The organism is Desulfopila sp. IMCC35006 (assembly GCF_005116645.1).
Taxonomy (GTDB): domain Bacteria; phylum Desulfobacterota; class Desulfobulbia; order Desulfobulbales; family Desulfocapsaceae; genus Desulforhopalus_A.
The window spans coordinates 37,068-51,373 of the sequence record NZ_SWCM01000008.1; the positions used below are offsets into that span (position 1 = coordinate 37,068).

Annotated in this window: 10 protein-coding genes; 7 read left to right on the plus strand and 3 right to left on the minus strand. The window is 50.0% G+C overall.

What is annotated here, in order from left to right; genetic code table 11:
* Positions 1-28 precede the first annotated feature (28 nt).
* Positions 29-901: a hypothetical protein gene (locus FCL47_RS14270; RefSeq protein ID WP_136814197.1), complete on the plus strand. Its 873-nt coding sequence runs from the start codon at positions 29-31 to the stop codon at positions 899-901.
* Positions 902-963: 62 nt separating this feature from the next.
* Complete coding sequence (locus FCL47_RS14275) at positions 964-1,755, plus strand: DUF4384 domain-containing protein (RefSeq protein ID WP_136814198.1); 792 nt, start codon at positions 964-966, stop codon at positions 1,753-1,755.
* 7 nt (positions 1,756-1,762) lie between these two features.
* Here FCL47_RS14275 and FCL47_RS14280 read toward each other — a convergent pair whose 3' ends face one another.
* Positions 1,763-2,716, minus strand: a complete 954-nt coding sequence (locus FCL47_RS14280; RefSeq protein WP_136814199.1) for a ketopantoate reductase family protein — start codon at positions 2,714-2,716, stop codon at positions 1,763-1,765.
* Between the two features lie 240 nt (positions 2,717-2,956).
* Between FCL47_RS14280 and pyk the strand changes: the two genes are divergently transcribed.
* Positions 2,957-4,357: a pyruvate kinase gene (gene pyk, locus FCL47_RS14285; RefSeq protein WP_136814200.1), complete on the plus strand. Its 1,401-nt coding sequence runs from the start codon at positions 2,957-2,959 to the stop codon at positions 4,355-4,357.
* A gap of 181 nt (positions 4,358-4,538) precedes the next feature.
* Entirely contained in the window at positions 4,539-7,031 is a 2,493-nt protein-coding gene (locus tag FCL47_RS14290) for a PAS domain S-box protein (RefSeq protein ID WP_136814201.1), read from the plus strand.
* 86 nt (positions 7,032-7,117) lie between these two features.
* Here FCL47_RS14290 and FCL47_RS14295 read toward each other — a convergent pair whose 3' ends face one another.
* Together FCL47_RS14295 and FCL47_RS14300 are read right to left on the minus strand one after the other, a co-directional pair.
* Positions 7,118-9,127: a YXWGXW repeat-containing protein gene (locus FCL47_RS14295; RefSeq protein ID WP_136814202.1), complete on the minus strand. Its 2,010-nt coding sequence runs from the start codon at positions 9,125-9,127 to the stop codon at positions 7,118-7,120.
* 306 nt (positions 9,128-9,433) lie between these two features.
* Positions 9,434-9,841: a hypothetical protein gene (locus FCL47_RS14300; protein ID WP_136814203.1), complete on the minus strand. Its 408-nt coding sequence runs from the start codon at positions 9,839-9,841 to the stop codon at positions 9,434-9,436.
* An 849-nt stretch (positions 9,842-10,690) separates the two neighbouring features.
* Here FCL47_RS14300 and FCL47_RS14305 point away from each other — a divergent pair.
* The 3 genes from FCL47_RS14305 to FCL47_RS14315 all read left to right on the plus strand — a co-directional run bounded on the left by FCL47_RS14305 (position 10,691) and on the right by FCL47_RS14315 (position 14,298).
* Positions 10,691-11,851: an acetyl-CoA carboxylase biotin carboxylase subunit family protein gene (locus FCL47_RS14305; protein ID WP_136814204.1), complete on the plus strand. Its 1,161-nt coding sequence runs from the start codon at positions 10,691-10,693 to the stop codon at positions 11,849-11,851.
* 10 nt (positions 11,852-11,861) lie between these two features.
* On the plus strand, positions 11,862-12,611 hold the full coding sequence (locus FCL47_RS14310; RefSeq protein WP_136814205.1) for an esterase family protein: 750 nt from the start codon (positions 11,862-11,864) through the stop codon (positions 12,609-12,611).
* Between the two features lie 145 nt (positions 12,612-12,756).
* Positions 12,757-14,298 (plus strand): acyl-CoA carboxylase subunit beta, encoded by a 1,542-nt coding sequence (locus tag FCL47_RS14315; protein ID WP_136814363.1) that lies wholly within the window; start codon positions 12,757-12,759, stop codon positions 14,296-14,298.
* Positions 14,299-14,306: the final 8 nt, after the last annotated feature.

Sequence of the window (14,306 nt, forward strand, 5' to 3'; positions counted from 1 at the left end):
AAAGAGAAAAAACGGAGCATCTCTCATCATGGAAAACAGAGCGAGTGCCGACACCCAGAGTGACCACCAGGCCAAGCCGCCGCCTGCCGACAAAAGACATCCGGCCCGGCACTATATCTTCTGGGCACTTGGCATTGCGGCTCTGTTTTGCATTGCTTATGGTATTTTTTATGTAAACATTACGCCCGAAAAACCCCTGGATAACTTCTTTGCCATCCTTGAAGAACAGGGGTATGAACCGAATATCGGTTTTTCCGGCAACCATGCGCCCGGCAACATCATCCAAATCATGGAAAAGGGGGGCGACGGCGAGAAGCGCCAGCTTAATCCACCGATAGTTGTTCTCTGGAAAGAACAATGCTTTCCCGGCAAGAGTTACAGGGAATCGCTGTATATGCTGCCGGAGTCCGCCGGGAAAAATAGTGCACAACTCAATCTCGGGGCGGAAATCCTCGGCACCATGATGCCGGTTTTGCAGCTGGACGGCGCCGTAGCTGCCACTTACAGCATGAAGCTTGAAAACACCAGGGTTTTAAGTTTTGCCAAGCTCGATTTATCCCAGCAGTTTTCCAGGCAGTGCGTACAAGCCCTGGAGCAGGATCTGGGTCTTGGTAATGAACCTGAATGGTATGCGGTGATTCTTGAAGCAATTGTTGTCGATGCCATCAGTTTTGAAATCAAATGGCAGGAAAACTCCACCGCAGCTGCGCGAAATAAAGTCAAACAGGCTGCGGAAAAGACACTTGCCGCCATTGTCCAGCAAGAGCGTGGTGCGGCGCGAACCGCACAGGGGGAGGTGAGCCTTGCCTCGGACAATCAGAAGACGACAGTGATCAAGGCTGCAGGCGAGGTGATTGTCGGCTATCGCGCCAGGCAGCTAGAGGCCGTCTTCGGCAAGTAACTGTCTTGTCGCCGCGCAGCGGCAGGGCGGAAAGCACTGCCGATAGTAATTGGTGCAACTCCATGAATAATATCTTTAATTTCTGCAAAGTATCCGGCAGGTCGCTTGGCGTGACTGCCGCCTTTGGCCTGGCAATCTTCGGTTTTTCCGGCATGTATACTGCTGTCTCCGGTGCCGAGGTTGCAATCAAGCCGCCGACAGCCGGCGACGGGCTGCGGGGAGTGTATTATGGAACCGTACAGCAAGATGGGACGGCCAGGCAGGGTGCGGCAAAAGACCGGGTTGGCAGGCTCGCCATAGAGTTGCTGGAAGGGTCAGGGCCAAAGACGGTGCGGGTTGATCATCTTTTTCGGACCGGGGATAAATTCAGATTGAAAGTATCCGCCAATCAGGATGGCTGGCTCTATATCCTGCATCGGTCGGCAGGTGAAGAACTCAATCTGCTCTGGCCCCGCCTGGCTGCAGACAAGAAAGATGAGTACCTGGATATGAACCGCATCAAAGCCAACCAGACATATACCGTACCGTCAAGTCCCGGTATCTTCATTTTTGATGGAGAGATCGGGACCGAGTATTTTTATGTGGTGATTGCAGCAGACAGGAAAACACCGCAACTCACTGCCCAGGATGCTGCGAGAAGCGAGGTCATTGCCTCGACGAAAAACAATGGACCAAGCAAGCGGATTATTAATTTCGGGGTACGAAGCGGGACAATGGCAACAGCCGGATCCCTGCGCGGTGTGCTGTATGACCCGGGGAAAGAGGATGCCGATCCTTTTCTTTACTTTGCCGCACCAACCGATGATGACAGCCAGCCGCCTCTCGTCGAGTTCCAGCTCAAGCATCAGAAATAAGTTCTGTTTATGTTTGTTGAGTTTCGACAGGATCGATCCTCTTCCGTTCTTCCATTGCCCTGATTATATGCAGAATAGTCTGGTTGACAGGAGTGGGGACACCATGCTCGTTTCCCATGGACACGACCTTGCCGGCGAATATCTCCACCTCGGTCTTTCTGCCTGCCTCGATATCCTGCAGCATTGAGGTTTTTCCTTCGGGTGCCAGGGTTGCGAGAACCAAGGACCATTCATCCAGATCTTTTTCAGCCAGGTTGACGGATACCTTGCCCGCAAGCACGATGACTTCCTGCATTAACAATAACATCAAAGCTCGAGCATCTTCCGAGCCGTGGAAAAAACCATATGGGGCACGCAATACCGCCGACGCCTGGTTGATGCCAACATTAATCATAAATTTCCACCACATGACACGCATCATGTCGGCAGGCACTTCGTGGGGGATTGCCGCGCGGCGCAAGGCATCCTGGAGGCGGGACACTCGGGAAGCATCTGTTGCCTGTGGCCCTGCCCCGAAGATGATCTTGCCGGGTCGAGCATATGAAAAATGATCCCCCTCCCGTACGGCGTCAATGCCCACGGCAATGGCATAGACCATTTTGTCCATCCCGCAGGCAGCACCAATGATTTGTTCACTTTCCAGTCCGTTCATCACGGAGAGAATAGTTGTTTTCGGGCCGACTGCGGCCTGCAGGGTCGGCAGAGCCTCCAGCAGATGGTGGTGTTTAAGAGCGACAAGAACTAAGTCGACTGGTTCTTTGATATCCTGGGGCTGCACAACCGCAATGGCGTAGGCTTTCCCGTTGACCTGCAATGGTTTTTTTAGCAGCCGCTGGTATCTGTCGCCGCTGGCCAGGAAAAACAGCGAAAAATTTCCGGCATCGGCAAACATGGAGGCGTATGCTGCACCCATAGCTCCGGCGCCGACAATGGCGATGGTTTTGATTTTATTTGTCTGCATATTTTAGTACCCTACTCCTGGTATGATTAAACTCTGTTAAAAAACAAGAAACCTGAAAATACTTTACTTCCGGCAGGAAGTCAAAATGGGATCAACGGAGGATCTCTTCCCGTTGCACAGAAATCATTTGTTATCATAACAACATCTTGGTACTGTTTGGTACTCTTTGAATGCGAGTGGCTTTCACATCGTTTCATTGTCGAATCATGTCTTGATCCATCTTCTTCCCTCTGGAATACTGTGCGAAAAACTAAAATAGTATGCACCATAGGACCGAAAACCTCGTCCTTTGAAGCCCTGCAGCAGCTTGTGGCACATGGAATGAATATTGCGCGTCTCAATATGTCCCATGGAACACATGCATGGCATCGAGAGGTGATCAAAAACATTAAAACCATTAATAAAAAAACGGGTTCGCCTGTTGCTCTTCTGCTTGACACCAAAGGTCCGGAAATACGCACAGGTGATGTGCAGAGAGATATCGTATTGCATAAAGGTGATATGTTCACCCTGACGATCAGACGCCAGGCAGAACTCGAACCATATTGTGTTGAAGTAAACTACGATGGCTTTGTAACGGATGTGACTCCGGGGGATATAATTTTAATCGATGGTGGAATGCTTGCCCTCAAAGTCACAGCTGTTACCCAGACAGATATTACCTGCAGATGTATTGATGGTGGCGTTCTTGGCTCCCGGCGTCATGTAAATATACGGGGGAAAAGTGCGGATTTGCCATCAATCACCGAAAAAGACTGGCAGGATATTGCTTTTGGTGTCGACAATTGTGTCGATTTTATAGCGCTTTCGTTTGTTAAAAGAGCGCAGGCAATAGAAGAGGTACAGCGGTATATTGCTGAAAGGAGAGCGCCGATTGATATTATTGCCAAGATAGAAAGTGCGGAGGCAATTCCTCACATTGATGAGATTTTATCCGCCGCGGATGGCATCATGATAGCCAGGGGAGATCTCGGCGCCGAGTTGCCCTATGAAGAGGTGCCGCTCCTTCAGGAACAGATCGTCAGGAAGTGCCGCATTGTCGGAAAACCGGTAATAGTTGCGACCCATATGCTTGAATCCATGATCGTCAATCCAACACCGACGAGAGCCGAAGTAACCGACATTACCCAGGCTGTATTGCAGGGCACCGATGCCGTAATGCTTTCCGGAGAAACGGCAACGGGAAAATACCCATTGAAAAGCCTGCAGGTGATGGATGCAGTTGCCCGTAGAATAGAAAAGCATATGGAACAGGACACCGAGGTGCGCGTGGAGGCATCCGATAATGCCAAACATGAAATTGCCAGAAGCGCATCGATTCTCAATAATAATCTGAAAGCTGTTGCCTCCCTGGTTTTTACCAGGCGGGGGTTAATGGCCGTCCTCCTTTCGCAGTGTCGGCCGAACGGACCAATTTACGCGTTTACCAATACAACCCATGTGCGACGAAGGCTTGGTATTCATTGGGGGGTGCATCCATTTATTCTCAAATTTTCTAAAGACCCGGAAGTCTCGATTGGTCGTGCCGTGACCCATTTACAACAAAAGCAACTCCTTCAAGAAGGTGACCGTATCATCGTCCTGTCAGATATTCTTGCCGATGGCAAATTTATTGAAACAGTGCAGGTTCGTACAGTCTGATGTTTGAGAATATCAATGAGGTATACTGTCACAATGGGTCGCAGGAAATCCAGCGGCGGTATCACCATGAAGTCCCGTGAATGTTGACCCTGGTCAATGAAGAGAATATGATAGCTTCCTGAGCTCTCCCTGACGGTATGTTTTCACGAGCGTATCAACATTAACCCGATAGAGAATTTCTATGATTTCTGGAGTTAATCTTTTTTTTTCTCTATTCAACAATTTGGCGATTTTTATCGCCCTGGTGACTATTTACGGTTACCTGCTTGTTAAATTTGACAAATCAGATTGGTATCGCCGTCAGGTTGTGATTGGCTTCTCCTTCGGCATCTTCGCCATAGGCTGTATGTACGCCAGAATTCCAGTTTTTGAAGGTGTGCTCGTCGACCAGAGAAACGCCATCATTGTACTGAGCGGTGTTTTCGGCGGACCTCTGGCGGCTTTTCTCAGTGCTGTTTTAGCAGGATCCTTCCGAATCTATCTCGGTGGCGGTGGTGCCCTGGCGGGCGTTGTTGGCGTGAGTCTTGCGGCGATTGCCGGTATTGTTCTCAATAAGTTCCCCGGACGATTTACCTCCATACCAAAAGCTGCAGTCAGTGCCCTGTTTGCCACCCTCATCATTCTTCCCGGCTTTCTTTTTGTAGGTAATCTTCAGACCGGGTGGACTTTGTTAAAAGCGATGACGCTGCCTTACGGTCTGGCAATTTTCAGCGGAATCTTTCTTGTTGGTCTTTTGCTGAATCGAGAGGACGAAAGGCATCATGCCGAGTTGTCATTTCAAGAGAGTGAAAAAAAATATCGTGAATTAATTGAAGGCACGCAAGATCTCATCACTCATGCAGATAGCATGGGTAATTTTACGTTTGTGAATCATGTTGCTGAAAAAATCTTAGGCTTTGCGCCTCAAGAATGTATCGGTCGTTCTGCCTTCCAATTTGTTCACCCGGACGACAAGGAAAAGACCATTGAGTGGTTCAACAAATGCCTGGCACAAAAAACAAACCAGGCAAAGATAGAAAACAGGCAGGTCAATGCACAAACCGGTGCATCGCATACCGTTCTCTGGTCATCTTCTTTCCATTACGATAATTCAGGAAATTTAGCCGGAATTGGAGGGATTGGCCGTGATATTTCCGAGATTCGTGCCGTCGAACAGAATTACAAAGCACTCTTTGAGCAAATGCCGGATGGGTACGCTATTTATGAGATCCTGCGTAATGACCATGGTTGGCCGGTAGATTACCGCTTTCTCAGCATTAATCCTGCGTATGAAAAAATAACCGGGCTGACGGCCGGCGACCTGATCGGCAAGACCTTGCGGGAAGTTTTCTTCAGTAACGCTGACTATTGGATCGAAAGATATAGTGAAATAACTCTCACAGCCCAGCCTGTAACGTTCGAATCTTTTCTTGCAGATGTGGATAAGTACGTTGAAGTCACTGCATACACCATTTTTGACAACCAGTTTGCCTGTATTTTTGAAGAGATTACCCTTCGCAAAAAAGCAGAAGAGGAAAAAAGAGTTTCTGACGCACAACTGCGCCATGCTCTGAAAATGGAAGCCATTGGCACTTTATCCGGCGGGATAGCCCATGACTTCAATAATATCCTGACCGTTATTCTTGGCTATGCTGAGCTGGTAAAAATTGATATTTCGGACAGTGAACGGGTGACAAAGGATATCAATGAAGTTTTGAAGGCCGGCAATCGTGCCAAGGACCTGGTCACGCAGATATTGGCTTTCTGCAGCAAAAAGGAACAAAGCCGCCTGCCGGTAAAATTAGACGCATTGATTAAAGAAACAGCAGATTTTCTCCGGGCCACGCTTCCTGCCACAATTGAGATTACTTTGAACATCGAGCCCAACTGTGGCTATATCCTGGCTGATCCAACGCAAATCCATCAGATCCTCATGAACCTGTGCACCAACGCCGCGCACGCTATGGAGGAGAAGGGGGGCGTTTTGCGTATTGATGCAAGCGTCATGGAGCTGACGGCTGATGACCCGCAATTTGGCTCAAGCCACAAGCCGGGTACTTACATATTGCTCTCCATAAAAGATACCGGCGTTGGCATTATACCAGAACACCTTGATCGAATTTTCGATCCATATTTTACCACCAAAGAAATCGGTAAAGGATCAGGCTTGGGGTTGGCATTGGTTCACGGTATCGTTCAGAGCCATGATGGGCATATTCTTGTTGAGAGCAAGCCTGGCAAGGGGACAACTTTTAAGCTGCTTTTTCCAAAATATGAAGCCCTCATGGTTGCCCAGACTGCGGATGCAACAGTGCTTCCTGCTGGTACAGAAAATATACTTATTGTTGATGATGATATCAGTGTTGCCAGTCTCACCCAAAAACGACTGGAAAATCTAGGGTATACCGTGACTGCGAAGATAAACAGTCCGGAAACTCTGGAATTATTTCGCTCTGATCCACAAGCCTATGACCTTGTCATTACTGACCAGACTATGCCCGACATGACCGGCGCACAGCTGGCGGAGGAATTAATAGCGATCCGACCCGATTTGCCGATTGTGATGTGTACCGGATACAGTTCAAAAATCGATGCAGATAAAGCAGATATTATCGGTATCAAGGCATTTCTCATGAAACCTATTGACAATCAGAAACTTGCCAGTACCGTACGGAAGCTTTTGGACGCCTCCTGACATTCGGATTTGCTGTCAAATTTCTGATTGTCGATCTCTCTCCAATTTACCGAATAATCAGTGTAATTTTGTGGTTGAGGTTGCTGCTATTTTTGTTGAACATCCTGCGGTTGTCCTTCAGTTTGATTCTGTGGCCTCTGACGTTTCTGTCCTTGTTGTGCCCCCTGAGCCTGGTTCGGGACTTGTTCCTGCGGTCTTGAACGCCTTCTTTCCTGCGGTACTATCTGCGGTTGATTTCCCGCACGTTGCTGCGGAGTAAAGCGCGGCGCTGCCTGGGGTGCCCGCTGAACCTGGTCTGTGTTGAGCTCCTGCGGTCTTGAACGCCTTCTTTCCTGCGGTACTATCTGCGGTTGATTTCCCACACGTTGCTGCGGAGTAAAGCGCGGCGCTGCCTGGGGTGCCCGCTGAACCTGGTCTGTGTTGAGCTCCTGTGGTCTTGAACGCCTTCTTTCCTGCGGTGCTATCTGCGGTTGGTTTCCCGCGCGTTGCTGCGGAGTAAAGCGCGGCGCTGCCTGGGGTGTCCGCTGAACCTGGTCTGTATTGAGCTCCTGTGGTCTTGAACGCCTTCTTTCCTGCGGTACTATCTGCGGCTGGGTGCCCGCACGTTGCTGTGAATTGAAAGCAGGTCTGCCTTGCGACACAGGTGGTGATTGGTTGTCAGTTTGCATCTGTGGTTTTTGATCCTGTCTTCTGGACGGTTGCGTCTGAGACTGGTCTTTCATCTGTTCCTGTATCCTGACGCGCCGGTTCTCTTCTCCTCTCGATTTGTCCTGTGGTGTTATACTCTTTTCTTTCCTGTTCGCTATGGGATTGACTGGCAAAGCTGATGGCGCAGTCCTTTGAGGCCTTTGGTTGTCTGCGGGTTGCAGGGCCCTTTTGTCCCTATCCGGTGCCGTCTCGAACTTCCTGCGTTCGAGACGAGAATTGTTATATGTTTGACTTTGCGATTGCAGATCTCTTCCTCGATGAGGTTGCAGGCGGGGCAATTGTTGTGATTGGGCCCTGTTTTTCACCTCAGTGCTTAAAAGTCTGCCAATACTCTGACTGGCCTGATTATGCGGCTGATTAAAATTGCGGTTCCCCGCCGGCTCGAATCTATGCGGAGGCCTGGCGTCTCTATGGTCACGACGGTACTGAAATTGCTGACGATAGTTGTTTTCCCATTGTCGGTCATGTCGGAGTTGGCGGGAGCGGTAGGTTCGGTAAAAAGGATCATGTCCGTATCTGGTGGCATGCTCCGAATACCAGGGGCGGAACCCTCGCTTTTCATATCGGGGGTCATAGTAGTCGCCAAAATAATAGTGGCGTGAATTCCGGATAAACAGAGACAGAACAACAGCATTGGTATCCAGAACAATGCTGGGAGTGAAGAAGTGACCGTGATTTCTGTAAATTGGTCGATGAAAGTAGAGCGGCGCAAACATCAAGCCACGACGGTCGAGCTGATAGTCCCAATAGCCCATCGCCAGGATGTAGCCTCGGGGGGTCCACACATAATGCGTGGGGATCCAGACCATGTCAGGTCTCTGCGGGTGCCAGTATCCTGCCTGCCAACCATATCCATTTTGCGCCCAGATCCAATTGCCTTCTATCCATACAAAATCTGGCGACGGTGCGGGTGAACTGGGACTCACCTCCAGGGGCTGTGGAGGAGGTGGAAGGTACTCTGTTGCGGCTTGATTAATATCAGTCCAGTAACCTGAGATATATTGGTTACCGCCTTCAACCTCCACCCAGTATCCCGGAACCCACTGGCGGCCAGGAGGCACATCCCGCCAGACACCACTCACCCAGATAAAATCTTCCTGGTCATCGTCCCAACTCCAATATCCCGGAATCCACTCGACCTGATTTCCCTCGGGGCGATATTCTGGGGGGATTTCGTTTATCGGTTCAGGAACAGGGCGAGAGACAACCGGTCCATTCTGTGTCTCATCGACACTGACATCGGCAAAAGCCTCGTGAACCGGCCCACGTGTCAGCACTTCCATGTCCGCATCGTTGGCTGCAGACGCATTACTGTAGAAGGAGAAAAGAGTGAAACCAAATGATAATACGATAAATACTACACGCCGAAAAAGCAGATAGTTCAACATGGTGACTCCTTGTTTATCATCAAAAGTACGATGAGTAGCGCGTGGTTTTGTATGTCCTTTGAGGGAGCTCGGTTCAGAACCTCTTTGAGGGGCGTAAGTTCTTTGTGAATGTCTCACTAATGCCGCCTAAGAGCGTTGCGGGAATTTTTTCAATACTCGCTTGACGGGTTCTCTGTTTAGTACCCCCTCAAGGGGTGTAAGTTCCTCGATGGATATCGTACTAATCCCGCCTAAGAGCGTTGCGGGATAAGTTCATTCACGAAATAGGTTACTTGTAAAAAACACAAGTAACCTATTTCTAATTCACTAATAACACGGAACCTGGACTCGTTGGCTCACCGGATATGGAAACGACACCCAAACCCGGCGACCGTCATATTGGCTTATCTGCCACTGTCCATCAACAACGCGGTCTTCGACACAGATCCTCGGTTGCTGGACAACGACTTCCGGTGGATATGGGGCACTGTAAACAACAGTTGGCGGAGGAGGCGGTGGCGGCGCCGCTGAATACATCAATGCCGATCCAAGAAGAAGACCTCCTACTACCCCGACAGCAATGCCAAGACCATCGTTGCGATGACCGCCGCCACGATGGTAATCTGACCTATTGTGATGCCCGCCATGGTTTCCGTAGTCGTTTCCTCGAGCAAACGCGAGCGATGTTGTTGCGACACAAAATATTATGGCTAATGCGGCGATCTTCTTTTTCATGGTTGGTACTCCTTTCCAAAAGATATTTTGGAGGTCTTTCCGGTAAAATTTATTCTCTGGGGTGGATATTTACAGAAGGCATCTGCAATTTTGGGTTATTACCAGTTTTCTTTAAAAGATACGATAATCATTCGAACTGACGAGGAGGTTGTCATAAAAATTTGCGGACTGCGCATCAGCTTACAGCTTTTTTCCTCTGTCCTCTTTGTAACCCAGGTGACAGATTTAAAATAGAAGACATCTGGCGAAATAGGGTTCAAGGTGACATCGTGTCGCCGTCATGTCGGGTAGATGTCGAGTGGTAAAGGCGTAGACAGGGACATCTACTATATACCAGGGGCTCTTTACAGATATGTGCTTATGCCGAACAGTATCTGCCGGTAAAAAAATGGATAATTGTTGTAAATCACTTACCCCGTCCAGCAGCTTTGCGGGCTTTTTTCAGTACTCGCTTGACGGGTGCTTTTTTCAGTACTCGCTTGACGGGTGCTTTTTTCAGTACTCGCTCGACGGGTACTCTTTTCAGTCCCCGTGTTGTGCGGGGGTAAGTTCCTTAACGAAATACTTGCTCTTGCAAAAAGCGCAAGATGTTTGATCCTGGGCCACTAATCCCGCCCAAAAGCTTTGCGGGACTCTTTGCAGTACTCGCTCGACGGGTGTAAGTTCCTTCACGAAATACTTGCTCTTGCAAAAAGCGCAAGAGCAAGTATTTCTAAGTCACTAAATTTTAAAAGACTTGCCGTTGAAACAGAATCGACAAACCACTACTTTAATGTTAAAAATGAATTTGTCTCATCGGCGTTCATGATGTTTTTTAGCCCTGTCCACAAACGAGTTTGAGAAATAGCTATGAATCTGGTGTATCTGTCTCCCCATTTCCCCCTGCACTACTATCAATTTTGCAAGAATCTGAAACAGCTGGGTGCCAACGTGCTGGGTATCGGGGATGCCTTGTACCGTGACCTGGATCCGGCGGTAAAAGACGGATTGACCGAGTACTACCAGGTGACGGACATGCATGACTATGATCAGTTGGTGCGCGCCTGTGGCTACTACACCCACCATTACGGTAAAATCGATCGTTTTGAATCCCTCAACGAGTATTGGCTGGCCACCGAAGCACGCATCCGTGACGATTTTAATATTCCCGGGGTGCGGGGGGGTGATATTGATGTCATCAAACGAAAATCACAGATGAAAGTGCGCTTTACGGCCGCTGGAATCCCCGTGGCCGTCGGGCGGTTGGTCAGCACAGTCGATGAGGCGAGAGACCTGGTTAAGATAATCGGCTATCCGGCAGTGATAAAGCCAGATGTCGGTGTCGGCGCTCTGGGCACCTTTCTCATCAACAATGAAGACGATCTCAATACCTTTTTTGCCAATAAGCTCGACGTGGCCTACATTATGGAGGAATTCGTCCAAGGTACTATCTACTCCTTCGACGGGCTATCCGATGTCAACGGCGATCTGGTGTTTTATACTGCCCATAAATTCAGTCAGGGCATCATGGAAACCGTGAATGAGTCCCGGCACATCCACTATCACTCCCTGCGTGATATCCCGCCCGCTCTGGAAAAGGCCGGACGCCAGTGTGTGCAGGCTTTTGAAGTACGGGAACGTTTCTTTCATATCGAGTTTTTCGAAACTGCGCCGGGCAGCTATGTAGCCCTGGAGGTGAACATGCGCCCGCCAGGCGGCTACACCACCGATATGTTCAACTTTGCCAGCGACATCGACGTATACAATCTCTGGGCGCAGGTTATGATTAATGGCGTTGCCCCGATTACATACCAGCGAAAATACTATTGCTGTTATGCCAGTCGCAAAAACAGATACAATTACCGCAACAGTCATGATGAGGTAATGGCCCGATACTCCCCGTTTATGGTGCAGACCGTCAGCGTTCCAGGGGTTTTTAGCAGCGCTCTCGGAGATTTCGGTTATATCTTCCGTTCCCCGAACATCGAACAGATCGAAGAGATTGTTCAATACATCCAGGATATCGGGTAAGGATCACTGCATGCAGATCGAAGAACATCACTGGTACAGTTCCCGTCTCAAGCAAGACATGACCGTCAAGGTCTATGGCCACTGGGGGCAGCCGTTTATCGTTTTCCCTTGCTCCCGGGGGCGCTATTTTGACTATGAAGGCATGGGTATGATCGAGGCTATTGCCCCTTTTATTGACGGGGGGCGTATTAAGCTTTTTTGTGTGGACAGTATAGATGCCTCTTCCTGGTATGATTTCTCGGTATCTCCAGCAGAGCGAAATAGTCGGCATGAACAATACGACCAGTATATTACCGCCGAAGTGGTGCCTTTTGTGCGCAGCCACTGCCACGATGACCAATTGAAGATCATGACTAATGGTTGCAGTATGGGCGCCTTGCATGCCGTTAATTTTTTTCTTCGACATCCGGATATTTTCAGCGGTACCATAGCGCTGAGCGGGCTGTATCGGCTGGACCGTCATGAATTCGGCATTGGTGCAGGAGATATTGGTGCCGTTTACCACAATTCACCGGTAAGTTATCTGCCGGGACTGTCCGATCCCTGGTATCTGAATCGTTATCGTGACAGTACCATCATCATTTGTTCGGGCCAGGGTGCCTGGGAAGAGGAAGCCGTTGAGGATACCCGTGCCTTGGACAGGATTTTCCGGGATAAATCCATTCATGCCTGGATTGATTACTGGGGCTATGATGTCAACCATGACTGGCCCTGGTGGTTTAAACAGATGAACTATTTTTTGGGACGTTTGTATCCGTAGCAAAGTTCTCATCACCTGTTATCATAAAAATTGTTTTTAAAAACTATAACTGGCAAAACCCAACAGCAATACTGATGCCTGCACCTCTATTGCACTGGAATCTGATTGTTGAGCTAACCATAAGGAGACAGCCATGGTCGAGATCATGCACAGCAATATACTGGAACTCTACGAGCTGCGAAAACATGCCCTCGCCGGAGGCGGGGACAAGCGTGTTGAGGTCCAGCACCAGCGGGGAAAACTGACGGCACGGGAGCGGATTCATCTGCTTCTTGATGAGGGTTCTTTTGAAGAGATAGACATCCTCAAAGTTGGCCGCAACGATTCGGCCGGGAATGGCGAAAGTACCCCCGGCGACGGGGTCATCACCGGGCATGGCAAGATCAGTGGCCGGGAAGTGTTTGTCTTCAGCCAGGATTTTACTGTTATTGGCGGTTCCCTTGGCGAGGGGCATTCGCAGAAAATCTGCAAGATCATGGATATGGCCTATCAGGTGGGGTCACCTATCATCGGCCTGAACGACTCGGGCGGGGCGCGCATTCAGGAAGGTGTTGATGCGCTGGCCGCCTATGGGGAGATCTTCCACCGTAATGTCAACGCCAGCGGGGTCATCCCGCAGATCTCCTGTATCATGGGACCCTGTGCCGGCGGGGCGGTGTACAGCCCGTCGATCACCGATTTTGTCTTTATGGTGGAACGAACCTCGCACATGTTCGTCACCGGCCCCAATGTGGTCAAGACGGTTATCCACAAGGATATCAGTGCCGAAGAGCTCGGCGGCGCCGAGGCGCATTCCAGGAAAAGCGGGGTGGCCCAGCTGGTATATCCCAATGATATCCTCTGCCTGCGCGCTGTCCGGCAATTGATCAACTATCTGCCCTCGAACAACAAGCAGAAGGCACCGATTCTCAATCTCAATGATCCCCCGGATCGCACCGATCTGACTCTCGATTATCTGGTCCCGCCCAACCCCAACCAGAGTTACGACATGAACGTACTCATCTACTCCATCCTCGATGGCGCGGAGTTCATGGAAATTCAACCCCATTTCGCCGGCAACATCATCTGCGGTCTTGGTCGGCTCGGCGGCCAGACTATCGGGCTGGTGGCCAACCAGCCGGCGGTTCTGGCCGGGGCTCTCGACAATAACGCCTCCTTTAAGGCGGCCCGTTTTGTCCGCTTCTGCGATGCCTTCAACATTCCGCTTATCTGTCTGGTCGATGTACCGGGCTTTATGCCGGGGCCCGAACAGGAGCACGGCGGCATTATCCGTCACGGCGCCAAACTGCTCTATGCCTTTACCGAGGCGACGGTGCCGCGTATCACGGTGATTGTGCGCAAGGCCTATGGCGGCGCCTATGTGGTCATGAACTCCAAGCATATCCACTGCGACATTAATTACGCCTGGCCGACGGCGGAGATCGCCGTGATGGGCCCGCGCGGTGCCACCGAGGTGATCCATCGCCGGGAGATCGAGAAAGCCGCCGACCCTGAAGCGATGCTTAATGAAAAAATGGAGACGTATCGTAAGCACTTTATGAATCCTTTCCTGGCCGCTAAAAGGGGATATATCGACGACGTCATTTTCCCTCGCGATACCCGGCATCGACTGATTCGTACCCTTCAGTTCCTGGAGAGTAAAAAGAGCAACCGACCCGATCGTAAACACGGCAATATTCCACTGTGAGGCCATCC